The organism is uncultured Fibrobacter sp. (assembly GCF_900316465.1).
Classification (GTDB): domain Bacteria; phylum Fibrobacterota; class Fibrobacteria; order Fibrobacterales; family Fibrobacteraceae; genus Fibrobacter.
The window spans coordinates 51,914-74,689 of record NZ_ONDD01000008.1 but is presented as its reverse complement, the minus strand read 5'-3'; the positions used below and the strand labels follow the sequence as shown (position 1 = coordinate 74,689).

General features: G+C 50.0%; 23 protein-coding genes. 6 read left to right on the top strand and 17 right to left on the bottom strand.

All coding sequences use genetic code 11. The features are described 5' to 3' along the window. Positions 1–52: 52 nt before the first annotated feature. A complete protein-coding gene (gene alr / locus QZN53_RS04715; protein WP_163437746.1) occupies positions 53–1,276 on the bottom strand; it encodes an alanine racemase in 1,224 nt (407 codons plus the stop codon). A gap of 518 nt (positions 1,277–1,794) precedes the next feature. On the opposite strand from alr, the gene QZN53_RS04710 reads away from it, so the two are divergent. After that, a complete protein-coding gene (locus QZN53_RS04710) occupies positions 1,795–2,733 on the top strand; it encodes an AgmX/PglI C-terminal domain-containing protein (RefSeq protein ID WP_163437745.1) in 939 nt (312 codons plus the stop codon). 89 nt (positions 2,734–2,822) lie between these two features. Further along, a complete protein-coding gene (locus QZN53_RS04705) occupies positions 2,823–3,941 on the top strand; it encodes an aminopeptidase (RefSeq protein WP_163437744.1) in 1,119 nt (372 codons plus the stop codon). A 197-nt stretch (positions 3,942–4,138) separates the two neighbouring features. Here QZN53_RS04705 and QZN53_RS04700 read toward each other — a convergent pair whose 3' ends face one another. The 3 genes from QZN53_RS04700 to QZN53_RS04690 are packed head-to-tail and all read right to left on the bottom strand — an operon-like array spanning position 4,139 to position 6,568. Further along, positions 4,139–5,140 carry an aspartate-semialdehyde dehydrogenase gene (locus QZN53_RS04700; RefSeq protein ID WP_088628945.1) on the bottom strand — a complete coding sequence of 334 codons (1,002 nt, stop codon included), beginning with the start codon at positions 5,138–5,140 and terminating at the stop codon, positions 4,139–4,141. A 9-nt stretch (positions 5,141–5,149) separates the two neighbouring features. Then, a complete protein-coding gene (locus QZN53_RS04695; protein WP_163437743.1) occupies positions 5,150–6,103 on the bottom strand; it encodes a hypothetical protein in 954 nt (317 codons plus the stop codon). 3 nt (positions 6,104–6,106) lie between these two features. Then, positions 6,107–6,568: a single-stranded DNA-binding protein gene (locus tag QZN53_RS04690; protein ID WP_163437742.1), complete on the bottom strand. Its 462-nt coding sequence runs from the start codon at positions 6,566–6,568 to the stop codon at positions 6,107–6,109. 195 nt (positions 6,569–6,763) lie between these two features. Here QZN53_RS04690 and QZN53_RS04685 point away from each other — a divergent pair, with 195 nt between their 5' ends. Together QZN53_RS04685 and QZN53_RS04680 are read left to right on the top strand one after the other, a co-directional pair. Continuing rightward, positions 6,764–7,861, top strand: coding sequence for an exo-beta-N-acetylmuramidase NamZ domain-containing protein (locus tag QZN53_RS04685; protein ID WP_163437741.1), 1,098 nt, complete (start codon positions 6,764–6,766; stop codon positions 7,859–7,861). A 20-nt stretch (positions 7,862–7,881) separates the two neighbouring features. Continuing rightward, entirely contained in the window at positions 7,882–8,481 is a 600-nt protein-coding gene (locus tag QZN53_RS04680) for a superoxide dismutase (protein WP_163437740.1), read from the top strand. A 75-nt stretch (positions 8,482–8,556) separates the two neighbouring features. On the opposite strand, the gene QZN53_RS04675 is transcribed toward QZN53_RS04680, so the two are convergent. The 5 genes from QZN53_RS04675 to QZN53_RS04655 form a co-directional block, all read right to left on the bottom strand. Continuing rightward, positions 8,557–9,075, bottom strand: coding sequence for a hypothetical protein (locus QZN53_RS04675; protein ID WP_163437739.1), 519 nt, complete (start codon positions 9,073–9,075; stop codon positions 8,557–8,559). After that, positions 9,075–9,611 (bottom strand): hypothetical protein, encoded by a 537-nt coding sequence (locus QZN53_RS04670; protein ID WP_163437738.1) that lies wholly within the window; start codon positions 9,609–9,611, stop codon positions 9,075–9,077. The genes QZN53_RS04675 and QZN53_RS04670 overlap by 1 nt, the downstream gene beginning before the upstream one ends. Positions 9,612–9,667: 56 nt before the next feature. Then, positions 9,668–10,531: a hypothetical protein gene (locus tag QZN53_RS04665; protein ID WP_163437737.1), complete on the bottom strand. Its 864-nt coding sequence runs from the start codon at positions 10,529–10,531 to the stop codon at positions 9,668–9,670. A 116-nt stretch (positions 10,532–10,647) separates the two neighbouring features. After that, positions 10,648–11,250 (bottom strand): formate/nitrite transporter family protein, encoded by a 603-nt coding sequence (locus tag QZN53_RS04660; protein ID WP_294651889.1) that lies wholly within the window; start codon positions 11,248–11,250, stop codon positions 10,648–10,650. 112 nt (positions 11,251–11,362) lie between these two features. Beyond that, positions 11,363–12,469 (bottom strand): iron-containing alcohol dehydrogenase family protein, encoded by a 1,107-nt coding sequence (locus QZN53_RS04655; protein WP_163437736.1) that lies wholly within the window; start codon positions 12,467–12,469, stop codon positions 11,363–11,365. A gap of 165 nt (positions 12,470–12,634) precedes the next feature. Between QZN53_RS04655 and QZN53_RS04650 the strand changes: the two genes are divergently transcribed. Further along, positions 12,635–13,267, top strand: coding sequence for a PH domain-containing protein (locus QZN53_RS04650; protein ID WP_163437735.1), 633 nt, complete (start codon positions 12,635–12,637; stop codon positions 13,265–13,267). Here the strand turns inward: QZN53_RS04650 and QZN53_RS04645 are convergent. The 6 genes from QZN53_RS04645 to leuC all read right to left on the bottom strand — a co-directional run bounded on the left by QZN53_RS04645 (position 13,264) and on the right by leuC (position 18,008). Beyond that, positions 13,264–13,704 (bottom strand): L,D-transpeptidase family protein, encoded by a 441-nt coding sequence (locus QZN53_RS04645; protein ID WP_163437734.1) that lies wholly within the window; start codon positions 13,702–13,704, stop codon positions 13,264–13,266. The two genes, QZN53_RS04650 and QZN53_RS04645, sit on opposite strands and share 4 nt — an antisense overlap. Before the next feature lie 9 nt (positions 13,705–13,713). Then, positions 13,714–14,136: a hypothetical protein gene (locus QZN53_RS04640; RefSeq protein ID WP_163437733.1), complete on the bottom strand. Its 423-nt coding sequence runs from the start codon at positions 14,134–14,136 to the stop codon at positions 13,714–13,716. Positions 14,137–14,203: 67 nt separating this feature from the next. Then, the gene (locus QZN53_RS04635) at positions 14,204–14,791 is read right to left on the bottom strand and encodes a mobile mystery protein B (RefSeq protein WP_163437732.1); all 588 of its coding nucleotides are present in this window, start codon (positions 14,789–14,791) and stop codon (positions 14,204–14,206) included. A 60-nt stretch (positions 14,792–14,851) separates the two neighbouring features. Further along, on the bottom strand, positions 14,852–15,295 hold the full coding sequence (locus QZN53_RS04630) for a mobile mystery protein A (RefSeq protein WP_163437731.1): 444 nt from the start codon (positions 15,293–15,295) through the stop codon (positions 14,852–14,854). Positions 15,296–15,976: 681 nt separating this feature from the next. Continuing rightward, positions 15,977–16,579, bottom strand: a complete 603-nt coding sequence (locus QZN53_RS04625) for a 3-isopropylmalate dehydratase small subunit 2 (RefSeq protein ID WP_163437730.1) — start codon at positions 16,577–16,579, stop codon at positions 15,977–15,979. A 19-nt stretch (positions 16,580–16,598) separates the two neighbouring features. Further along, positions 16,599–18,008 (bottom strand): 3-isopropylmalate dehydratase large subunit, encoded by a 1,410-nt coding sequence (gene leuC, locus QZN53_RS04620; protein WP_088638134.1) that lies wholly within the window; start codon positions 18,006–18,008, stop codon positions 16,599–16,601. Positions 18,009–18,198: 190 nt separating this feature from the next. Here leuC and QZN53_RS04615 point away from each other — a divergent pair, with 190 nt between their 5' ends. Then, positions 18,199–20,490, top strand: coding sequence for a glycoside hydrolase family 5 protein (locus tag QZN53_RS04615; protein ID WP_163437729.1), 2,292 nt, complete (start codon positions 18,199–18,201; stop codon positions 20,488–20,490). 93 nt (positions 20,491–20,583) lie between these two features. Here the strand turns inward: QZN53_RS04615 and QZN53_RS04610 are convergent, their stop codons facing one another. Together QZN53_RS04610 and QZN53_RS04605 are read right to left on the bottom strand one after the other, a co-directional pair. Then, on the bottom strand, positions 20,584–21,033 hold the full coding sequence (locus QZN53_RS04610) for a hypothetical protein (RefSeq protein ID WP_163437728.1): 450 nt from the start codon (positions 21,031–21,033) through the stop codon (positions 20,584–20,586). A 199-nt stretch (positions 21,034–21,232) separates the two neighbouring features. Further along, complete coding sequence (locus QZN53_RS04605; RefSeq protein ID WP_163437727.1) at positions 21,233–22,768, bottom strand: M23 family metallopeptidase; 1,536 nt, start codon at positions 22,766–22,768, stop codon at positions 21,233–21,235. Between the last annotated feature and the right edge of the window lie 8 nt (positions 22,769–22,776).

Genomic DNA, 22,776 nt, shown 5'->3' with positions numbered 1-22,776 from the left:
TTGCAAAAAAGGCTCCCCAAAGGGAGCCTTTTTTAGTTTATATAGATTTTAGCTATCGCAGCGGGTATTCCTTGAAGTCCTTGACGCCGAATTCCTTGCGCAGGTAATCCCAGCGGACTAGGCGGTTCTTCCAGTAATACTTGCGGTACAGGCGGCGTGCGACGCGGCTTGTTAATTCGTACGGAATCGTGTGGTGATCATCGGCCACGCTTTCCATCGAAATGCGGAAGTCCAGTTCGCCGTTGACGACGTCGACAGTTTCGCCGACTTGCACATCAGGAATGTGGCTCACGTCGACCATGGTGGCGTCCATACATACGCGGCCAAGAATCGGACAGAGCTGTCCGCGAATGAACACGAAACCCTTGTTGTATTCGCCGCGCAGGTAACCGTCGCCGTAACCGATGGCAATCGTTGCAATGCGGGTCGGCTGCTGGGCCATCCAGTAACCGCCGTAGCTCACGGTTTCGCCGGGCTTTACGTCGTGGATGTGGCGAATGGTAGACTTGATTCTCATGACGGGCTTGATCGGCCATGGAGAAGGTGCTGCACCCATGCAGTTGTAGCCGTAAAGGGCAAGGCCCGGGCGCACCATGTCAAAGTGACTTTCGGGGTGGGTGAGTGTGCCTGCAGAACTAGAACAGTGGCAAATCTCGGGGCGAAGTCCTTCGGCTTCAAGAACGTCGACCAGGCGCGTAAAGCGCTGGATCTGAATTTCGGTCTTCGGGTTCCCCGGCATATCGGCGGTAGCCAAGTGGGTGAACATGCCTTCGAAGTGCAGGTTCTTGAGGCTTAAGGCCGCGCGAACATTGTTAAAGTCTTCGGCGTCAAAACCGTAGCGGTTCATGCCGGTATCGATGGCGAGGTGGGCCTTGCAGGTGGTTCCTGTGTCGCGCAGGAACTGGTCGAATGCCATGGCGGTACGAATGTCTGTGATGGCCGCGGTCAGCTGGAATTCGACAAAGTAGGCGAAGTCCGCCGGGGTGCAGGGGCCAAGAACCAGAATGGGCAAGTCCATGCCATACTGGCGAAGCAGCATGCCTTCGCTAATGTGGGCGACGCCCAGGTAGTCGGCACCGCCGAATTTTGCGGCAAAGGAGCAGGCGAGGCTTCCGTGGCCGTAGGAGTCAGCCTTGACGGGCAAAAGAATCTTCGTATTTGCCGGAATCTGGCTTCTGATAAATTGAATGTTGTTGCAGAGAGCGTCTAAGTTGATTTCAATCCAGTTCGGGCGCGCTATCTTATTTAAATCGGGAGGAGTCGCTAAAAGTTTCATGATGTGTGAAATATAGGTAAGTCCTTTTGGTTTGGTTACATGTTTGTAAGAAAATTGTCCATTTTCTAGTCCATCTTATTCCATTGTGGAATAAATCAAGTTGAAATGATTTTTTGTAAATCCGGGGACCGTTACCAAATGTTTGATTCGCGCTCAATCCTAGTAATGGCGCGGGGTTTGTTATTTTGTCTGAATTTACATTTCGGTCGATGAAAATTTGTTTACCGTTTGCGATGAAACCTTTCTTTTATTTGTTTGTAGTTTTCAATTTGAAGAAAGAAATATTTTGTTCTAATTCCGAGTAAAGGAACGGATATAGAATGAATTTTAAATAAACTAATTCCTTTATTCTGTCGTTCTGTTTCCAAAACATTGTTGACTTTGTGTAATGGGCTTGCTTTTAAAGTCCCGTTCCGGAGTCTATTCCAAGGCAAGTACAAGGCCCCTGTCAAAAGGGGTGTGTCCCTGCCTATACCCTAAAACATCCATCATAACCCTGACAAAGGGAGGATAAAATCATGACAGCAGTAATCCAAACACCGGAATCGTTCATCGCTTCCTTGTTGCCGGATTCCGACAAAAAGATGGTGCGCATTGCAGGCGTATCGCTTTTGGTCGCGATTCTCTTGTGCTTCTGGGCGGCGGCGTACGAGGTGATCATTGACGATTCCATTTATGTGGATACGCCAACCACCGAAATAACGGCAACCATGAACATCATCGACAAAAAGGAGGAAAAAAAGCCCGACAAGAAACCAGAACGAAAACCACAAAATATCCAAAGCAAAAGGCCTGGTACTGGTGGGAAACCCGTAGGGCAAGGAAACCCTCGAGCCCCGCTTAACCGTGGCGTTATCCATGCGCTAGAAGCACAAACTGCAAATGCTTCGGCCGCGGCTTATGACTTGATTAAGCAAAGCTTTGCCAAGGATATCGACAAGGTCCTCAAGAATACGAATGGCTTGCAGGTCACTGGTAAAACAAAAATTGGCGAAGTCCGTGGAAAAATTTCCGACGGCTTTAACCAAGGCATGTTTGCTGGTGGCAGTGGCGGTATCGGCGACGATATCTCCAACTTGATTGGAGGATCAGCAGGTGCCATTTCGACCAAGTCAATGGGAAATGCAAGGGCTCCCAAGGAAAATGAAATCGAATGGGGCTCCGGGCCAGCATCCCGCTCTGCAACCGATATCATGAAGGTCGTTCGTCAGCGCACTCCGGGACTACGGCATATCTACAATAAACATCTCAAAAAGAAGCCGGGGTTCCAAGGAAAGGTCACGCTCAAGTTCACGATTGCGCCGGGTGGCGAAATCATCAGCATTTTGCTGGTGTCGTCCACGACGGATTACAGCGAATTCGACAATGAAATCAAGAAAACTGTCGGTCGCTGGACGTTCAGCAAGGTGAAATCGGGCAATACCACGGTGACAATCCCGTTTACCTTTACGGAATAACCAAATAGAGTGGTTTTAATCTAAATAGATTTTTAAATTTAAGCCGGTGGATTTATCTGCCGGCTTTCTACATCAATAAGGTACAGAAAATGACTGATCCTCGCATTACCAAATTAGCTGAAAATTTGATCAACAATGCCATTGCGCTTAAGCAGGGCGAAAACATTCTTATCGAAACGACGGATACTCCCGACGAACTTTCTACTGAACTTGTGAAGGCCGTCGCCAAGGCTGGTGGCAACGCTTTCGTGCATAATTATCGCGGTCGTGTGCGTCGCGAAATGATCAAGTCTGCAACCATTGAACAGATGAAGCTTCAGGCCGACCTCGCTATGGCCGAAATGCAGAAGATGCAGGCTTACATCGCCATTCGCGGTGCCGAAAACGCTCTTGAAAATTGCGACATCGATGGCCGCCAGATGCTCAATTACCGCAAGATTAACGAAGACGTGCTCAACTACCGCGTGAATAAGACGCGTTGGTGCGTGCTTCGCTGGCCGAACCCCTCCATGGCTCAGGGCGCCAAGATGAGTTCCGAGGCGTTCGAAGACTTCTACTTCGAAGCTTGCCTCGCAGACTATCCGAAGATGGCCAAGGCCGCGCAGAACCTCGTAGACCTCATGAACCGTACCGACAAGGTTCGCCTTGTGGCAAACGGAACCGATCTGACCTTCAGCATCAAGGACATTCCGGCAATCCCGTGCTGCGGCAACATGAACATCCCCGATGGCGAAGTCTATACCGCACCGGTGCGCAACAGCGTGAACGGCGTGATTCATTACAATACGCCGACCCTTTACGATGGCAAGTACTTCAGCAATATCCGCCTGGAATTCAAGGACGGCAAGATTGTGAACGCCACTTGCGAATCCGGCGACAACGTGGCTCTCAACGCCCTCTTCGATACAGACGAAGGTGGCCGCTATGTGGGTGAGTTCGCTATCGGTTTCAACCCGTTCGTGAACGCTCCCATGTGCGACATCCTGTTCGACGAAAAGATTGCCGGCTCTATCCACTTTACGCCGGGCCGCTGCTACGAAGAAGCCCCGAACGGCAACATCAGCGCCATCCATTGGGACCTAGTGCTCATCATGCGCCCGGAATACGGTGGCGGCGAAATCTGGTTCGACGACAAGCTTATCCGTAAGGACGGCTTGTTCGTGATTGACGAACTCAAGTGCCTGAACCCGGACCAGCTGGGAAAGTAACGATTTACGTTATTCTGAATTATGAAAAAAGCCGTCCTTTTCGGAACGGCTTTTTTGCAAATGAAAGCGGGGATGGTCCCGCTAGTTCAATTACATCTTGAGCAAGATTTGTACTCCTTCGGAGTACAATGCTCTGCGGCTCGGCAATGGGAATGCAAGCATTCCCGCTGCGCTCGCCTTAGGAGCATTTCACCGATTTACATCTTCAAGAGAATCTCACCGATTTGAACAGCGTTGAGTGCGGCGCCCTTGCGGATCTGGTCACCGGTGAGCCACAGCGTGTTGCTGTTTTCATCGGCGAGGTCCTTACGGATACGGCCCACGAAGATGTTGTCCTTACCGGCGCTTTCGAGCGGCATCGGGTACACATAGTTCTGCGGATCGTCCTTGAGTGTCACGCCCGGAGCGTTCTTGAGAGCGTTGCGGATTTCTTCGACAGAAACCGGACGTTCAGTTTCGAACCACACGGATTCGGAGTGAGAACGGAGAGAGCTCACGCGCACGCAGGTGGCGCTCGTACGAACGTCAGAGTGCATAATCTTGCGCGTTTCGTTGAACATCTTCATTTCTTCCTTCGTGTAGTCGTTTTCCGTCATCTTGTCGATCTGCGGAATCACGTTGTAGGCGAGCTGGAAGGGGAACTTGTTGATGTGGGTGGTAGAACCGGTTTCAAGGATATCCTTGTACTGCTGCTTGAGTTCTTCCATGGCCACGGCACCTGCACCGCTAGCGCTCTGGTAAGAAGAAATGTGGATCTTCTTGATGTGGGAAATCTTTTCGATCGGGTTGAGCACCACAACCATCATGATGGTCGTGCAGTTCGGGTTGGCGATAATGCCCTTGTGGAGCTTGATGTCTTCCGGGTTTACTTCAGGAACGACCAGCGGAACGTTCGGATCCATACGGAAGAAGCTCGTGTTGTCGACAACCACGGCACCGTTTTCGACGGCGATCGGGGCAAATTCCTGAGAAATGGCGGCACCAGCGGAGCTGAGCACCAGGTCAACGCCCTTGAAAGAATCCTTGTTCAGAACTTCGCACTTGAGAGTTTCGCCCTTGAACTTGAATTCCTTACCGGCACTGCGTTCAGAAGCGAGGAGCTTCAAGCTCTGCAGCGGGAAATTGCGCTCTTCGAGGATGGAGAGGATTTCTTGGCCTACGGCGCCAGTTGCGCCCATAATGGCTACGTTGCGAATCATAATTAACCTTTATTGTTCGGTTTGTTGTTGATTGTTTGATTGTAAAGCTTCAGTGGCGTTCCAGAAACGCTTCAGGTAGATTTTCATCTGACCGATTTGGTCTCTGGATTGCTTGTATTGAATCAGCTGCTGTTCCGGGTTTTCCTGGAGTGTGTAGCTGTAAAGCGCGTATGCAGCAAGTCGCACGCATTCGCTAGCTTGAATGAGCTCCTTATGAGCGTCGCTGGATTCGTGCGGGTGGAAAAGCCCGAGAACCTTCTTGTTCAAGGCGATTGCGTTGTTGTTGATGGCGAGAGCCTGGTTGCTGCGCGTTTCGCGTTCGGATTCCGAAATGCTGGACGGCAGGGTGCCAAAGGCATCCATGGCGTTCACGACATCGTTCATGCGCTTGATGACGGTTTCGGCATCGACCAGGTAGCTGTCGAGCCTGCTCAAGTCTTTGTCGTCTTTGCTAGCCTTGCCGGCCTGACCACCAGTGCGAACCCTGTGACCAGAGATCGCTGCACTCGGGAGAATTTGTTCGCCATCGCCGTTCTGGAACGAGGCGATGTAATCCTGGTACTTGGTGTTCATTGCGGCGATTTCTTCGGCGGTGTAGTCCGATGTCGGAATGAACGTCGGGCGGTCCCAGTAGGCAATCCCCATGAAGGCCGACAGCATAAAGAAGGCGAGGAAGATGTTTCCGACCTTCGCGGCGCGGTCATCAAAGCGGATAAAGCCTATGATGGCGAAGAAGAACAGGCTTGCGAATGAAAGCAGAAGTCCGCCGTCGCAGTTGTAGGCGATGAATGAATTCTTCGCGAAGAAGAAAATGCAGTCCATGACTACAATCAGGAACGACAAAAACACGCCCATCATGATCTTGGTGCGTGTTTCCGCAGACACGGCCATGAGAATTGCCGTAAAGGTGATGCCCAGGGGGAGCACCATCATCAAAGCGATATCTGCAATTTGCTGGTTCATTTTTTAGAACGGCAGATCGTCGTCGACGCCTTCCGGTGCCGGAGTATCGTAAGCGGGCGCGCTAGCCTGGTTAAAATTGTTGGACTGGCTGTAGGAGTTGCCTCCCTGGAAATTGCCGCCGTTCTGGCCGCGCGGCGTCAAAAGCTGGAAGGTATCCAGGTTGACTTCGGTGCTGTAACGCTTCTGACCGGTCGTCTGGTCGGTCCAGCTGCGGTTGGTGAGAGAACCTTCAACGTAAAGGGTCATGCCCTTGTGCACGCCGAGGGTTTCCATCGTGTCGGCGATTTTGCCCCAACCTACGATGTTGTGCCAGTCAGTCTGTTCCTTCTGTTCACCATTGTTATCACGATAGCGACGGCTGGTGGCCAAGGAGAACGATACGCGCTTGCGACCAGTTGCGCTTGCGCTAATGACGGGGTCCTTGCCGATATTGCCGATAAGCATCACTTTATTCAAATAAGCCATAATTAATCCTATTTTATCTTTTTTAGTCTGTGGCTAAAAATAAAAAAATCCGTCTGTCACTTTGTGCCATTTTTAGAAAAATCTTCGTTTTGAAAACAATCTTTGTCAATTTGGGGGTAAAGCAATGCGTTAGGGAGTTTTTATTTATATATTGACTTCAGTTACTAATTCCTAACTCCTAACATCGAATAAAAAATGGTTTCACTAGCTCTTTCACATTTTGAAAAAGTTTTCCCCGCAAATCTCAAGGGCAAGCGCCTTGGCGCGGTCTTGCATCCTGCATCGGTTCTCCCGGATTTGCACTATACCCTCGATTTACTCAAAGAATACGACGGCAAACTGTTTAAGCTTTCAGCCCTTTTTGGTCCGCAGCACGGCATCAAGGGACACACCCAGGACAACATGATCGAATGGGAAGGTTATACCGACCCCGAACTGGGCATTCCCGTTTATAGCCTTTACGGCGAACACCGCGAACCCACTGCCGAAATGCTCAGCCACGTGGACATGATGCTCGTGGACTTGCAAGACGTGGGTGCTCGTTATTACACGTTTATCTGGACTCTGTTCCTTTGTATGAAAGCCTGCGAAAAGACCGGAATCCCCGTGATTGTGGTGGACCGTCCGAACCCCATCAACTGTGTCGATGAAGAAGGCCCTGTGCTGGATTTGAACTACACGAGTTTCGTGGGACTCCACAGCATTCGTACGCGTCATGCAAAGACCATTGGCGAACTTGCTGTCCAGTTCAAGGAAGAACGTTTCCCCAAGTGCGAACTCTACGTGCTCGGCATGGAAGGTTACGATAAAAAGATGTGGTACGATCAGACGGGACTTCCGTGGATTTTGCCGAGCCCGAACATGCCGACTCTCGATACCGCTATCGTTTACCCGGGTATGTGCCTGTTCGAAGCGACCAACGTGAGCGAAGGCCGCGGCACCACGCGTCCGTTCGAAATTTTCGGCGCTCCGTTTATCGATGCCGTTAAGCTTTGCAAGTACATGAACGACCTCAAGCTTCCGGGCGTGTATTTCCGCGAAAACTACTTCCAGCCCACCTTCCACAAGGGGGCTGGCCAAATCTGTGGCGGTGCGCAGATTCATGTGCTTGACCGCGACAAGTTCCGCAGCTTTGATATGGCCGTAAAGCTGTTGCAGTACATCTTTAACGAATATCCGAAGGATTTCGCCTGGAAACAGCCGCCATACGAATATGAATTCAAGAAGTTGCCCATTGACATTTTGCTCGGCAATGGCACGTTCCGCAAGGAATTTATCGAGAGTAGCATTTAACCATCAAAGAAGAGGAAAATATGATTCAACAATCAAACGGAAAATTTGAAATGCCGGCACTCCCGTACGCAGCGGGGGACTTGGCTCCGGTTCTCAGCCAGGAAACCATCGAATTTCACTATGGTAAGCACCTGCAGACTTACCTCAACAACCTGAACGCCGCCCTTCCGGGTAGCGCTTTCGAAGGCAAGACTGTCGAAGAAATCGTCAAAATGGCCGAAGGCGGCGTGTTCAATAACGCAGGCCAGTTCCTGAACCATTACATGTATTTCATGCAGTTCAAGGCTCCGTCTGCAGGCAACATTCCGACGGGCAAGATTGCTGACGCCATCGCTCGCGATTTTAGCTCCTTCGAAAAGTTCCAGGAAGAATTCCAGGCGAAGGGCGCAGGCCTCTTTGGTTCCGGCTGGGTATGGCTCTCTGCCGATGCTTCGGGCAAGCTGGTCATCACGCAAGAAGGCAACGCCCAGAACCCGCTCACTAAGGGTCTCAAACCGTTGCTGACCTTCGACGTGTGGGAACATGCCTACTACATCGACTACCGCAACCGTCGTCCGGACTACCTCAAGGGTCTGTGGCAAATTGTGGACTGGGACGTGGTCAACAACCGTCTCGGCTAATTCCGATACAAGTGTAAAAGAAAACCGCTGGTCGATGGACCGGCGGTTTTTTCATAGGTATTTTGTGCAAGGAAATTACTGCTTGGCGGGTACGAAGCCGTCGGTCGTCAAGAGTTCCATGGTAGCCTGGCGTGCGGCAGTGATGCCGGGACCGTTACCCAAGGGCATGGGGTTGTTCCAAGTCACGGAACCCTTCCATACAGGCTTCTTTTCTTCAATGGAATACAACACCAGTTCTTCTTCAAAACTGTCAAGAGCGGCGTTGTAGAGGTTCACCTTGGTAAAGTTCTGGACCAGCAGATAGTCGGCGTTCTGTTCCTTGGCGTAATCGAGAACCGGATTTTCGCTCAGAGAAAGCGAACTCTTGTCCTGTACGAATGCCTTGGCTTCGACGCCGTGAACCTTCAGGGAGTCGGCCATGGTGGTGGCGACCTGGTTTGCGAAATCGGCTACCTGTTTGTGGGATTCAGAAACGACGACAACTGTTTTACCCTGCAGTGGGTGAACCTTGTCAAAGTTGGACATTTTCTGGATAGCCGGTGCGCAAGAGCAAAGCAAAAGCGCAGCAAATGCGAGTAACACTAATTTTTTCATTATTTCTCCTCTTTTAAGATTGAATTTTCATGAAAGTCTTTGATGATTCCCTTGACCAGTTCGCTCTGGGCCCAAAGTTCCATTCCGGTCGTTTTCAGGATAGCTTTCCAGACGACTTTACCATTGTTGCAGTCGTACATGACAGAAGTGTATTCGACTTCGCTGGAACCGCCCACGATCATGCCGGTCGAGGCGTCGTACTGGGTGGTTTGGGATTTGCCGGACACGGCTGTATGCATCAGGTAGGAATCCTTGCATTCCTGCATGAGAGCCTTGGGACTGACCGGTTCCAGGGCCAGAGCTTCGTTCTTGCGGTATTCGATTTCAAGATTGTTCTTGTCGCCGTATGCCTTCCAAAGGGAATCGAGCTTGGTGGTGTAGCCCGTGTATGCCTTCTGGTCGTCGACAAGAATCCAAAGTTTTTTGCCGTTGATATCGAGGCCGGGGAGCGAATTACGCTCAATTTTTGTTCCTGCACAGGCGGCAAGAATCAGGCCGAGCGATAAAGCCATGAGAGAGTATGTTTTTTTACGCATAGTTTGTAAGGTAGTATCAGATTGTTAGTTTGTCAAAGATTTGTGAGCGGGCCGGTTTATTCATCCGGGTTTTCACGTTCGATAAGTCCGTTCTCGTCTCGGAGCATCTCTTCCCATTCGTAATTGTTGCCGTCTTTACATCTAAAATAGTATCCTTCGGAGTAGGTGTCGCACGAACTTGAAGGAACCGTTTTTGCGATTTTGGTCTTGTACATGGTTTTGCAATGGACGGTGGTGTCGCTAGCGAGCATGTACGGGTAAGAGGTGCTGGCCTCGGCTTGAGCGCTGTCTTGTGCGATCTTTTTCTGAATGGGAATATACTTCTTGTCGATATTGGAATATTCCTGTTGAAAAATCGTGTCGCCTTCCAGCAGATTGAATGCTCCTGGTTGATACTTGCAACCGTTATCGCATGTGTAGACATGTTCAGTTCTGTCGTAGTCTTGGCAGACTGGCTGGACAATGCCGTATAAAGGCATATCAGCTTCCATATCTGCAATGGATTGTTTTAAAGAGGGCTTACTTGAAGGGCACCACGATTTATGGAAATAGCTTGAATCCTTGCAGTGGACATTCGGGAATGTGCTTAGCGTGTAGGGGTATTCGCTGTTCACGCTAGACGACGATTCTGTCTCGCTAGATGACGATTCAGTCTCGCTGGGCGATACCGCTTCGCTAGACGATTCGGGGACTGCTTCAGTGCTGCTGGAAATTTCGTCAGAAGATTCACTCGATGTCGGTGCTTCCACTTCGGAAGAACTGCTGGGGGCGGTATCCTCGGAACTGCTGGGGAGAGGAGTAATCTCGCCGGGATTCTCTGGAATGGCTTCGGTAGCGCTGCTGGAATCGCTGTCGCACCCAGCCCAAAACAATGCGGCAACGCATAAAGCGAGCTTGCGCTTGTACTTCCTGATAGACATCTTGTTCTCCTTATTTCTGGCTCAGGACGAACCAGTATAAACACTCGTTTATAATATATATTCAAAAAAGAACGTTGTCTATCTTTTGTAATAGAAAATTTGGATAAAATGTCAAATTACCGTCTTGCCAGCGGAATAAGTCCGCCGCCAATGGAGTTTCCCACGGTAATTACAAGCAGGGATTTAAGCATCAGAGAGGAAAAATCCCCGGCGAGCGAGAAATAGAACATGTCTGCGATGCAGTGTTCGAATCCGCTCAAGATAAAGACCATGACCGGGAGAAAAACGACGACGACTTTTCCGATCTGGTTTTCGATGCTCTTGAAACCGTCGGCAGCAATGAACATGAGCATGCCGCAGAAAATGCCCAGTATGAGGAGGCTTGCAATGCTGTCGCCGTCTTTGACGAGGCAGAGGGCGCTAGCCTTGGCCTGCAGGGCTGCTCCGTAGCGCGTGAGCGCAATCATTCTTGCAAAAAGGAAAGTCCCGATAAAGTTACCGAGCCAGACGATCCCGAGGAACCCCCAATAGCAGGGCTTGTTCTTGACGAAATAGCCGACCTTGCCAGTGAAAAGGTTAAAACCGAAATTCAAGATGGTAAAAAGCCCGAGGCCGAAAAGGAACGAACCTAGAACCTTGTTGTCGCAAGAAAGGTAGACGGTGCCGCCAAGGCCGATGCAAAGGCCAGAGTAAATAGACAGAATCAAATTTTTAATCACGGGCGGCAAATTTAGAAAAATTTATACCCGTGTCTAACTTTTAATTGAAATAATTTTTTCTTTCTTTATTTTGAATTTACGGTTTTTGTCGGTGCGACATTTTCCGTAAAAACTATTCTACGACTAGGGACTTCTCGTAAATATAGTCGACTTCTTCGGGGGTGATTCCGCCGGGCACAAGGTCTAGCTTGGAGCGATTCACCTTCATGGCGGCGGCAAACTGGTCGCGCATTTCGCGAGAAACCTTGCATTTGCCGATGAGCTTCTCAAGCATTGCGGTGAAATCGGCGGTGCTTTTGAGGCCCAGGAGGTCCAAGATTCGCTTGACGTCTTCGGGAACCTTTTTTTCGCAGACTTTTACATAGCCGGCGAGGAAGTAGCCGACGGCAGGGCCGTGGGGTACACCTTGATGCAGCGTGAGATCATAGCTCATGCCGTGCGGTACGGAAGTACTTGTGTGCGCGATGGACATACCCGCGATAGTCGAGGTGAGTATGAGCTTTTCGTAAAGGCTTTCGTCGACGGGGGAGTCGGAAAGGAGCGCTTCCTTGAATTCTCCCCAAAGTTTGAGGCCGTATTCCGGACACATATGGTTGAACGCGTTGGAATAGACATTCAATATGCTTTCGACCATGTGGGCGAGGGCATCGACCGCGGTATTGATTATCAGTGTCTTCTTGGCCGAGGCAAGGTATTTGCCGTCGACAAGCGCGAGTGTCGGGAAAATGCGGTGCGGAATGCTCTTCTTCAAGTGAATTTTGTGGTTCGTGATGATGGAGACTGGCGTTGCCTCGGAACCCGTTCCGCAAGTAGTCGGTACGGCAACGACAGGCACATGGCCGAGTGGTTTTTCGGGTGCCTTGTGCAAGTTGTCTGCGAGTATATTCGGGTTCGCAAGGAGCAAAGCGACTGCTTTGGCTGCATCGATGGCGGAACCGCCCCCGATACCGATAATGTAATCGGCCCCGAATTCGCTAGCTTGTTTCGCGGCGTTCCCCACAGTGTCGGTAGACGGATTTTCTTCGACCTGATCAAAAATCTGGTACGGCACGTGACCTGCATCCAGAACGGCTGTAACATCGTTCAAGGAACCATTCTTCTTAGCAGAGGAATGTCCCGTCATAATGAACGCGCGCTTTCCAACCGCAAGCAAGTTTTGTGCGTGGTTCTTCACGCAATTTTTTTCAACGTAGATATCCGTGGGTACGCAGAAACGCATAGAGAAAGATCCTTTTTTACATGTCCTTTATAGAGCGGACTTTTTAAAGAAAATAATTAAAAATGGAACAAAATGCTTGGGTCAGTTAAATAAAAATGAGTAAAGCGTTCTTATTTGTTTATATTAATAGGGGAATGTTTATCCATTTTTCAAGAGGTGTGACTTATGGACAACGAACTGACGCTTTTGATAGGGAAGGGGGAAAAGATCCTTTATGCCGGTAAGCCGGACAAAAGGTGTTTCATTTTCGAATGTATCTTCAATCCGTTGCTTCCGTTTGCAGCTTTGTGGGGCGTTTTTGACATGTTTTTTATTGGGGCTGCGTTTTCGTCTGACCAAGCGGACAAGGCTGCTTTCTTTATCATCCCGTTCATGGCGCTGCACATGATGCCGGTTTGGCTTTACTTGGGCGGGGCGCTGCTCTCGTTCAGGCGGTACCGCAATACGGCCTATATCGTTACTGACAAGGGAATCTATGCGTCCGGCGGTATCTTTGCGAGGACTTATAAGTCAAAGCCTTTCGCGGAACTATCGCATGTGGATTTGCATCGCGGCGTTTTCGACCAGTGGTTTGGCGTGGGCGACATCATTACGACCTCTGCGCAGGCGAATCCTGCCACGATGAACGGGCGTAGGACTTCTGCCAACGCGGGCATTTCCATTGACAGTATCGCCAATTACGCGGAAGTGTACAAGCTCGTGAAACAGCTGCAAGAAGACATCTACACCGACGTGATGTATCCCAATGATTTGCGTCCTTCAGAAAATCACGGGTATAAGTCGAAGTATATGCGCTAAGGCTTGATGGTTATTGGAGTGCCGTCCTTGACGGCGTCGTAGATTTCTTCAATTTCGTCGTTGGTGACGGCGATACAACCGGCAGTCCAGTCCTTCCACCTGTGCCAGAACTTAAAGAGAAACGTAGGAACCTTGTTCGGGTAGCCGTGGATCATGATGTCGCCACCGGGCTCGTAGTTACCTTCTTTCGCGGCCTTGATTTGCTCTGCGTTCGGGTACGAAATTCGGAGCGATAAATGAAATCTGCTCTTGGGGTTGTGAAGCACGATGGTGTAGTCGCCTTCGGATGTCTTGTTGTCACCGGATTTGACCTTCGCTCCGATCGGATTCTTGCCCAAAGAAATTCTGTACGTCTTGACAACGTTCTCGCCGTTGCGCAGGTGCATTTGGCGCTTCGCCTTTTCTACGAGAATGTTGTCGATAGGTGAGGTGAGCATGGGTTGAAATCAGGAGTCGGTTGATGCGCACTGTTCAATCTTACTCCTGAACCAGAAAATCGCCTTGAATGCAATAACATGATAAATGGCGGTGATGAATACCGGCATGAAGGTGGCACCGGAATTGCTTCCCAAAATAAATAGAATCATTATAACGAAGAGTGTCCCTGAGCAAGCAATGCTGAGCCCAAGGGGGGTGGAGGCTATCCGCCTTGCTGCACCGGTGCTTAGATTTTTCTTGAAAAGGAATAAATTCAGCAGACTCAAAGGGATGGCAAGCAGTACAGCAAGTCCAGGAAAGATTAATATTAGGCCTCCGTCTCTCATGTCCACGTGATCTAAAAATACAAAATAACTTACTACAGGAATGATTGGTATAATCATGCAAAAAAGCATCCAACCAAGTATGTGTTTGGCCTTTAGATTGTTCATCAAATGCCTCCTTTACAAGACTTACTTTCTGAATATACCTTTATTTATGCGGATTCGCAAGCAGCTTTTATGTTGTCACGAACTTAATCAGTTCTGTATAATCCCCGGAATCGGTGGCATGAAGCGCGTCAATATACTTCTTCCGTAAATCCGTAATGTCGTTCAAGCTGGCATCACCCCAGTAGAGCCGCGGCTCGCCAAGTTGCTGCATAAGCAGGTCCGCCATCAGTCGCGAAATTCTACCATTGCCGTTAGGGAACGGGTGGATTAAAACAAGCCTGTGGTGAAGCCGGACGGCTATTTCCAAGTTGGGGAATGTATGGTTCTCCATCCAGAATTTCACATCATCGAACAACGTCTTCAATTTGACGGGAATTTGGTATGGCGCGACCCCAATGTTTCTTTCCGTCGTTCGGTATTCACCGGCCCATTTCCACACTTGACCGAACATCCGTTTGTGCAATTTCATAAGGAATGTATCGTTCAGAACATCTCGTTGCTTGTGAGTTGCGAGCCACATTTCAGCATCCAAAATATTGCGCGTTTCGAAGTCGTTGAGTTCGCGCCTAAGTGTTATCCACTTGGGCTTTAACCCTTCGCGTTCTTCTGGCGTAAGGGGCGTAGAATTGTCGTCTGATGTAAATATATCGGCCATACCCAAAATATAAATTATGGGCATGTCATAAAATGACAAAATGACGAATGGGGGAAATTTTTACTTATCCCAAATGCGCCTTATGTTCTTGGCTATCATCTCATCGGCCATGTCCGTCAGGATATGCGGATCGTCGGCAAGTTGATTTTCCAATGCCATGTTCGTGTTGACGCTCGACAGGATTGCTTCGGCTTTTTTACGGGCCTGTCGTTTAATCGTCTCCTGCAGGCTGCTCTTGGGGATAAAACCGTAAACGAAATCGCAGTCAAGGCCTTCCGCGATTTTTTTCATGGTCGAAATCTTGAGGTTGTTTTCGTTGAGTTCCATCTTGGCGATGCGCGGCTGAGAAAGCCCGACGCGTTCCGCAAGTTGCTTTGCGGTCATTCCGAGAGCCCGACGAACGGCGGAAATCCACCCCTGCTTGGGAGGTTGGGCGTCGCGAAGCTGGGCAAGGTTTCCCGTCTTATGGGCAAGAGCCCTGAGCAAAATCAGCCTTTGGTTCATAAAATAACCTATTTGTTATAATATTCTTAGATAATATAATAAATATATTATAGAATTTCAATAAAATACAACTTTTTTATTGTAAATTGAAACATGGCTGCGAAAATTCCCAAAAAATACTATTTCTCGCAAAAAAAAACGCCCAGGCTTTGAACCTGGACGTTTTTGAAAAGGAGAAGGCTACCCTTCGCCTAGGGCTCCGCCCTAAAACCAAAAAAACTTATGCTCTACGATTGTAAGCGATACAGAATCTAGCTTTGAGTTTGAAATCCACCCTTGGCATCTTGAACCGTTTTCATATTTTTTTTGATACAGGAGAGATGATGAATCCGTTGATTTTAAAATGTAAACAGAATCGTTAGTTTGCAAGTAACAGTGTACATCTAGAAGTTCTTTTTCTCGATATAGGCTGATTGCCCCTTCCTTACTTGCATAATTTTGTGCACAGCAAGTTAGTATTAGTGTTGTAATAATCAATGCGATAAATTTGATTTTCATTTATATAGATTCCGTCAAAACTTTTATTATAAATATAAAAAACGCCCAGGCTTTAACCTGGACGCTCTTCAAAAGTGACTAGATCCTTCGACTACGCAACTTGCGTTGCTTCTACCCAAAGGGCATAACTCAACTAGAGAACTAAAGTTCTAAGTTTCGTTTAGCTCAGGATGACACTGCGTGTCACTTCAGAAACTGCATATACGGCAGCTTCTTGGCTAGTTCCTGCACCTTGTCGGCGTTGGCCATGAGGGCGGAGCGTGCGTGCCAGGAGCCGTCGAGGAACTGGCCGCGGGGGCCGTCGGCAAGCGTGAGCTCGATGGTTTCGTCACCCATCTTGAGCGTACGGCTTTCGGTGCTCGTCACGAGTTCTTCGCTCGGGTGGGCTTCGATCCAGGCGAGAATCTTGTCAGCCACTTCGTGGCTTACCTTGTAGCAGGGAACGCCAATGGCCACGCAGTTACCGAAGAAGATTTCGGAGTAGCTTTCGGCGATGATGGCGCGGATGCCCCAGCGCTTCAGGGCCTGCGGGGCGTGTTCGCGGCTGGAACCGCAACCGAAGTTCTGGTTCGAGACGAGGATGGAGCCGTTCTTGTAGGCCGGATCGCGGAAGGGGTGGACCTTGCCCTGAGCGGCGAGGCCAGCGATATCGTCGGCAAAGGCGTTGTCGCCGAGGCCTTCGAACGTGACGCACTTGAGGAAGCGTGCCGGGATGATACGGTCAGTGTCGATGTCGTTGCCGCGTACAGGAACGCCGGAACCTTTAACAATGTCGATAGAATTCATTTTTTAAATCTCCTTAGCGTTACTTGATGTACTTGCGGACGTCGGTGACACAGCCTTCGATGGCGGCGGCGGCCACCATGGCGGGGCTCATGAGGATGGTGCGGCCCGAGGGGCTGCCCTGACGGCCCTTGAAGTTACGGTTGCTGGAGCTTGCGCTCACCTGGCGGCCCTTGAGCTTGTCCGGGTTCATGGCGAGGCAGAGCGAGCAGCCCGCTTCGCGCCATTCGGCACCGGCTTCCTTAAAGATCTTGTCGAGACCGAGTGCTTCGGCTTCCACCTTGATCTTCATGGAACCAGGAACGACCCACATCTTCACGGTCGGGGCGACCTTGTGGCCCTTGATGATTTCGGCGGCGGCCTGCAAGTCGCTGAGGCGGCCGTTGGTGCAGCTACCCACGAACGCGATGTCGATGGGGCGGCCAATCATCTTGGAACCTTCTTCCCAGCCCATGTATTCGTAGGCTTCGGAGATGACCTTCTTTTCGCTGCCTTCGAATTCGCTAATCTTCGGCATGTTGCCGTTGAGCGGGATGGCCTGGGCCGGAGTGATACCCCAGGTGACCATCGGTTCGAGGTTGTCGCAGTTGATTTCGACTTCGTCGTCAAACTGGGCGTCGGCGTCGGTAGCCACAGACTTCCAGTAAGCAACGGCTTCGTCCCACTTGTCAGCCTTCGGGGCGTACGGACGGCCCTTGAGGTATTCGAAAGTCTTTTCGTCGGGGTTGCAGTAACCGACGCGGGCGCCGCCTTCGATAGCCATGTTGCAGACCGTCATACGGCCTTCCATGCCCATTTCTTCGATGACCGGACCGGCAAATTCGTAAGCGTAGCCAACGCCACCGTTCACGCCGAGCTTTGCGATGTAGGCAAGTGCTACGTCCTTGGCGGTCACACCCGGCTTCAGCTTGCCGGTGAACTTGATGCGGCGAGTCTTGAGCGGGCTCATGGCGAGCGTCTGAGTAGCGAGAACGTCTGCCACCTGGCTGGTGCCGATGCCGAATGCGATAGCACCGAAGGCACCGTGCGTTGCCGTGTGAGAGTCACCGCAAGCGACGGTCATGCCCGGCTGGGTCACGCCTTCTTCCGGGCCCACGATGTGGATAACGCCCTGTTCGGCGGTAGCGGGGCCAAAGAACTTGATGCCGTTGTTCTTGGTGTTGTTTTCGATATGGGAGAACATCTCTTCGGAAATGCCGTCCTTGAGCGGGCGGTTGCGTTCCGGGAACGTGGTCGGAATGATGTGGTCCACCGTGGCGAAAGTGCGTTCCGGGAACAGCACCTTCTGGCCTTCTTCGCGGAGCTGCGCAAAAGCCTGCGGGCTCGTGACTTCGTGGCAGAGGTGGAGCCCGATAAAGAGCTGGCACTGGCCGCTCGGGAGCTTTGCTACCGTGTGGCTTTCAAAAATCTTCTGATAGAGTGATTTTCCCATGATTTTGTCTCTTTTTTATGCCTTTTCGATTTGTTCTCCAAGGCTGATTAATTGCGGCGTAAATATAGTAAAATCGGCAAGGAAAGGGGATACTGCTGTAAACACTTATTGCTCTCTAGGGGGTACCTGGAGAGGATCTTGCAATCTATTTTTCAAAATAGGGAAGTGTGTCGATTATATGAGGTTGGATATGAATAGGAAATTATTAGGATTTCGCCTTCTGGCGTCTGCAACGGCTTTAATCATGCTGGCATCGTGTTCCGATGACGGCTCTTCCGGCTCTAATAATGCGGAAGAAGCAATCCCGGTTTTGCCTGATGACGGCTTGTCTAATCCGGGCGTTTCCGGCGGTATTGCCGACCAGCCGATTACCGAAGAAGATTTGAAGGACGATGGTACCGCTTCTGTGACGACCCTCACAGTCAATGTTTCTGGTGTTGCTGAACTCGGCCTTTTTGCTGAAGGGGCTACGGTTTCCTTGAGCGCCGTTGATGTCAAGACGATGACCTTGTCGGGCTCTCCCTTGAGTGCGACGGTCTCTTCCAATTTGGGCGCCTACAAGGTGTCCGGCGATATCGGCTCTGCCGTGGCAAGTGTCGAAGTCAAGGGCAAATACCTGAATTACACTCAGGACGAATCCGTTACAACTTCTGGTATCAAGGCCCTGTCGGACCTTCGCGAACGTACCAAGCTCAATGTGAACATTTTGACGCGTCTGGAATATGACCGCGTGCAGTACTTGGTCTCAGAAATGGGGCTCAGCTTTACGGCGGCCAAGACCCGCGCCGAAAAAGAAGTGCTTGCGGCCCTTGGCTTAAAGCAAGATTCGACCTTGTTCGAAGACATCTCGCTTTATGACCACACTCAAGCTGCTGCCAACCTGCTGGCTACCTCGACCATTTTCCTGATGGATCGCACCGCAGACGAAATTGACGCCTCTTTGGCTGCCGTTGCCGCAGACATTGCTACGGATGGTACCTGGGACGATCCTTCGTTGAAGGCGACTTTGGGCGATATTGCCTATTCCATTAATGTGTCGTATGCGAACTCGGTCCTTTCTGAAAAGAATGGCGATGTCGATATTGAATATTACAATGTCTGGGTAGACCGTTTTTGGGCTGCTCAATATGGTCTTGGCTCTTGCGGAAAGAGTAACCAGAACCAGGTTAAGCCCAATGCAAATGCGGCAAGTGCAAATGCCTCGTTCCAGTTTATTTGCCAAGATACCATGTGGTCTGTCGCGACAGAAGCGGCGATTGCAAACTTGACTGCGACGGCTCTTTTTGGAGAATGCACTAGCGCTGGCGAAGGTTCAATGAAAGCCAATTCCGAAGGACAGTATTTCGTGTGCAGAAAATCGGCTTGGAGGGCCGCATCCGATGATGATCTTCTCAATTTGAAGGTTGCCGAAGCGAAGGGTGCATGCGATGCTTCCAAGCAGGGAAACATTGCGCAGTTGGAATCGGATTATTTCATCTGCACCTCGAATTTCTGGCAAAAGACCAAGAATAAGCCTGTGGATTACTCGAAGGGCCGTGCCATGAACAAGCGCCTTGGTCGCGGTATCAATTTTGGTAATTCTTGGGATTCCCAGGGAACAGACGACTGTGGCTGGGGCAACTGTATTCAAGACGGTTGGTTCAAGATTGCAAAAGACGCTGGCTTCAATTCGATTCGTCTCCCGGTTCGCTGGGATAATGACGCCTCCGGCAGCAACGTGAGCAGCAGCAGGCTTGCAGGCGTGAAGGCCGACATTGAACTCGCTCTGGCTCAGGGAATGGTCGTGATTGTGGACTTCCATCACCATGGAATCTCTTCGAAGTATAGCACCAGCGAAAAGGAAAGATTCGTGGGCATGTGGGCTCAGGTCGCTAAGGAATTGGATAAATACGGAGACGATGAAGTTGTCCTTGAAATTTTGAATGAACCTCACGAAATTACAGTGGACCAGATAAATGATTTGATGACTTCTGCCTACGAAGTAATCCGTAAGAATGCTCCGGGTAAAACCATTATGTTCGAGGCCGGTGGGTACGCCAAGTTTGCTCAGATTCCGAGACTGAAACTCCCTGAAGACGGAAATATCATTGTGTCGGGACATTATTACGAGCCTTATACCTTTACCCACCAGGGCCATGGTTACGATGCCAATGACAAGGCTTCGTTCTCGGCTGCGACGATTGACAATGACTTCAAGAGCTATGCCGAAGACATTGCGCAGACATTCCCCGATATCAATGGTGGTAGCGTTCCGATGAACATGGGTGAATTCGGCGTCTCTTCGACCAACGGCGGAAGCAGCGTGTCTGAAGAAAACCGTGCCAAGTGGACAGACGAAGTCATTGGTGCTGCCGAAAAGTACGGTATGTCTTGGCAGTACTGGGGATTTGCTGGTGTAGGCGGCTTTGAAGCCTACGACAAGGGCGCTGGCCAGTGGTATCCGGAACTCCTAAAGGTGTTCAACAAGTACCTTTCCAAATAGATTCTCGTTCAACAAACCATGCAAAAGTCCTGCGGAGAATTCCGCAGGACTTTTTTCACGTTATCGAAAAAAAAATGAAAATCTATTTCAAAATTAGTACTGTTCGACCTGAGTGTCAAACTGATACTTTTCGTGGTAGTAGCTGAGCATTTCGCTTGTGCTGGTGAATGCTCCGGCGCGAATGGCGTTGCGAACTTCAGGATCGTTGCGGGACATTTCGATGATCTTGGCGTCTATGTCCTTGAACAGCAACTTGTTAGAGGCCATTGCAACGTGGTTCTGGTTGTAGTCCAGGTGGTAGCTGCGTTCCAGCATCTGGAAGAGTTCGGACTGGCACTGGTTTTCAGGAGGGTCCTTCTTGGCGACCGGAAGGTAGCACTTGTTGATGTAGTCTGTCTTGTAAGCGACGATCATTTCATCAATGGCGGGGATGTTGTGGTCGGAATCGTGATTGGCGACTTCTACAGTGGGTTTAACGACACCGGAGCATCCGGTAAGGAGGGCGGCGGTCATGGTTGCAAGAGCCAACACACGTAATTTCATTTTTTATTCCTTTTTTCTTTGTTTGAACCTTATCCCTAATTCCAGAATAAAAGTTATTTAAAACGGGGTGTTTTGGCGACCCCCAATATGTAACAATTCGCTTACATCGGGGCTAAAAAAACGCTTAGAGAACACTTTTTAGATCGCGTTGTGACCGCGGTCACTTTTGTGACAATGTTGTCTGTTTTACAACGCGAGTTTATTGCCTGCTTCTTACTGCATCGGCTGTCGGCTTGAACATGTAGAACCACTTAATCGGATCGATTACTTTGTATCTAACGTTGCCGATTCGCTTGTCACCGTTTCTGTCGATGAGCCCAGTAACGATGTGGGCGTGCGGGCCGGTGGTGTGTCCCGTGAGACCGACTGTTGCAATGGGGTCTCCTGCCATAACTTCTTGTCCATCAAGGTATAGCAACTGATCGCAATGCATAAAGATAACGACATCTTTTTTGCGAACAAGTCCAATCACGATACCGCCGCGTTCGTCGCGTGCTGTCCATGCTTTTGCTGCGAACGGGGCGAGTATGCGGGCGCCCTGTCGGCTGGCCACGTCGATGCCGTTATGTTGCCTAAATGATGAGGAGCCTTGGGCGTGGTAAAATTCTGTCAGGTAGGCGACGCTATCCGATACAATCGATGTCCAGTATTTCCAGGCGGCGCCAATAGAATCCGATGCGGATTTTTCGAAGAAATCTGGACGCGAGAACTTGATGACGGTTCCTGCAGGCGGAATATTCTTGCTGTTGTTTTCCCAGGAATTTTTGGGGTAGCCGTTTTCTTCAAGTGTAACCTTGACATACTGCTGCACCATCTTGTCATTTGTAATCAAGGCGTTGAATCGACCGATAGCGTAGCGCGAAATGCGCTGCATGTTTTCTTTGCCGTCAAAGGTGTATTCAAACGACGGCGCAATCGAAAGCTTGTCGCGTTCGTGAATGCGGTCGCGAGTGTTCGAAATGCCTGGTTCTGTTTTAGTCACAAAGAAGAACGGGAGCGCAATCGCGAACAGAAGCAGCAGCGGGAACATTGTCCTGAATACTTTCGAAGAACCGTCCAGAGGGTTCTTTTCCAGAATCGAGAACTTGTGCAAGTACTCGATAATTTTTGCGAATTTTTCAGAATCTTTTTTCCAGTCGCATTGGCGGATTTCTTTGTAGAAAGAATGGCTCCTGCGCACGGCCCTGTAGGCATGGTAGAATTTCTTCTTGTCGGGCTTTTGCGGGAACAGCCAAAGCAGATTCGACTTGTTGAAGTGGGGAAGGTCTTCCAAGTAGGCAGACGCTTCGTGTGCGCTTTCGCCGCCAATAACGATGAGCCTTGAAACGAGCTTTGCGTAATACGCTTCCTGGTCGCTAATTTCTAACGGCAGAATGGCTACGATTTGCGCAATCGACTTCTTGATTTGTTGCAGGTTGTGGTACAGGCACCTGAATTGGTCATCGTCTTGCGGAAAGCACCTGGTTCCGGTAATCGTCCAGCTGTTTGTATCGGAGCTGAGTTCGTTGAGAGATTCTTGCGGAAGTCTCTTTTCGATCAAGTCGCTTGCCGAAATAGGCGCATTACCTTTCAGGCTATTTTTTCCTGAAAAGTCAATAACCAAAAAACGAGCGCCGGCGTTTAGCGCCAGCGCAAGGTTCTGCAAGGGTTCAAGCGGAATCTCGTTTTCGCCCGGAAAAGCAAAAAAGGTGATTCCGCCCTGCCTGTACAGGTCATTTAAGACCTTGTGCTGCATTGTCCCCT

Excerpts from the sequence above, each read along its gene's own strand:
- QZN53_RS04640 (WP_163437733.1), bottom strand. The coding sequence starts at position 14,136 with ATGAACAATCTAAAGGCCAAACACATACTTGGTTGGATGCTTTTTTGC.
- QZN53_RS04705 (WP_163437744.1), top strand. The coding sequence starts at position 2,823 with ATGACTGATCCTCGCATTACCAAATTAGCTGAAAATTTGATCAACAAT.
- QZN53_RS04615 (WP_163437729.1), top strand. The coding sequence starts at position 18,199 with ATGAATAGGAAATTATTAGGATTTCGCCTTCTGGCGTCTGCAACGGCT.
- QZN53_RS04635 (WP_163437732.1), bottom strand. The coding sequence starts at position 14,791 with ATGGCCGATATATTTACATCAGACGACAATTCTACGCCCCTTACGCCA.
- QZN53_RS04645 (WP_163437734.1), bottom strand. The coding sequence starts at position 13,704 with ATGCTCACCTCACCTATCGACAACATTCTCGTAGAAAAGGCGAAGCGC.
- alr (WP_163437746.1), bottom strand. The coding sequence starts at position 1,276 with ATGAAACTTTTAGCGACTCCTCCCGATTTAAATAAGATAGCGCGCCCG.
- QZN53_RS04610 (WP_163437728.1), bottom strand. The coding sequence starts at position 21,033 with ATGAAATTACGTGTGTTGGCTCTTGCAACCATGACCGCCGCCCTCCTT.
- QZN53_RS04670 (WP_163437738.1), bottom strand. The coding sequence starts at position 9,611 with ATGCGTAAAAAAACATACTCTCTCATGGCTTTATCGCTCGGCCTGATT.
- QZN53_RS04680 (WP_163437740.1), top strand. The coding sequence starts at position 7,882 with ATGATTCAACAATCAAACGGAAAATTTGAAATGCCGGCACTCCCGTAC.
- QZN53_RS04650 (WP_163437735.1), top strand. The coding sequence starts at position 12,635 with ATGGACAACGAACTGACGCTTTTGATAGGGAAGGGGGAAAAGATCCTT.
- QZN53_RS04625 (WP_163437730.1), bottom strand. The coding sequence starts at position 16,579 with ATGAATTCTATCGACATTGTTAAAGGTTCCGGCGTTCCTGTACGCGGC.
- leuC (WP_088638134.1), bottom strand. The coding sequence starts at position 18,008 with ATGGGAAAATCACTCTATCAGAAGATTTTTGAAAGCCACACGGTAGCA.
- QZN53_RS04665 (WP_163437737.1), bottom strand. The coding sequence starts at position 10,531 with ATGTCTATCAGGAAGTACAAGCGCAAGCTCGCTTTATGCGTTGCCGCA.
- QZN53_RS04690 (WP_163437742.1), bottom strand. The coding sequence starts at position 6,568 with ATGGCTTATTTGAATAAAGTGATGCTTATCGGCAATATCGGCAAGGAC.
- QZN53_RS04685 (WP_163437741.1), top strand. The coding sequence starts at position 6,764 with ATGGTTTCACTAGCTCTTTCACATTTTGAAAAAGTTTTCCCCGCAAAT.
- QZN53_RS04605 (WP_163437727.1), bottom strand. The coding sequence starts at position 22,768 with ATGCAGCACAAGGTCTTAAATGACCTGTACAGGCAGGGCGGAATCACC.
- QZN53_RS04630 (WP_163437731.1), bottom strand. The coding sequence starts at position 15,295 with ATGAACCAAAGGCTGATTTTGCTCAGGGCTCTTGCCCATAAGACGGGA.
- QZN53_RS04695 (WP_163437743.1), bottom strand. The coding sequence starts at position 6,103 with ATGAACCAGCAAATTGCAGATATCGCTTTGATGATGGTGCTCCCCCTG.
- QZN53_RS04710 (WP_163437745.1), top strand. The coding sequence starts at position 1,795 with ATGACAGCAGTAATCCAAACACCGGAATCGTTCATCGCTTCCTTGTTG.
- QZN53_RS04655 (WP_163437736.1), bottom strand. The coding sequence starts at position 12,469 with ATGCGTTTCTGCGTACCCACGGATATCTACGTTGAAAAAAATTGCGTG.
- QZN53_RS04675 (WP_163437739.1), bottom strand. The coding sequence starts at position 9,075 with ATGAAAAAATTAGTGTTACTCGCATTTGCTGCGCTTTTGCTTTGCTCT.
- QZN53_RS04700 (WP_088628945.1), bottom strand. The coding sequence starts at position 5,140 with ATGATTCGCAACGTAGCCATTATGGGCGCAACTGGCGCCGTAGGCCAA.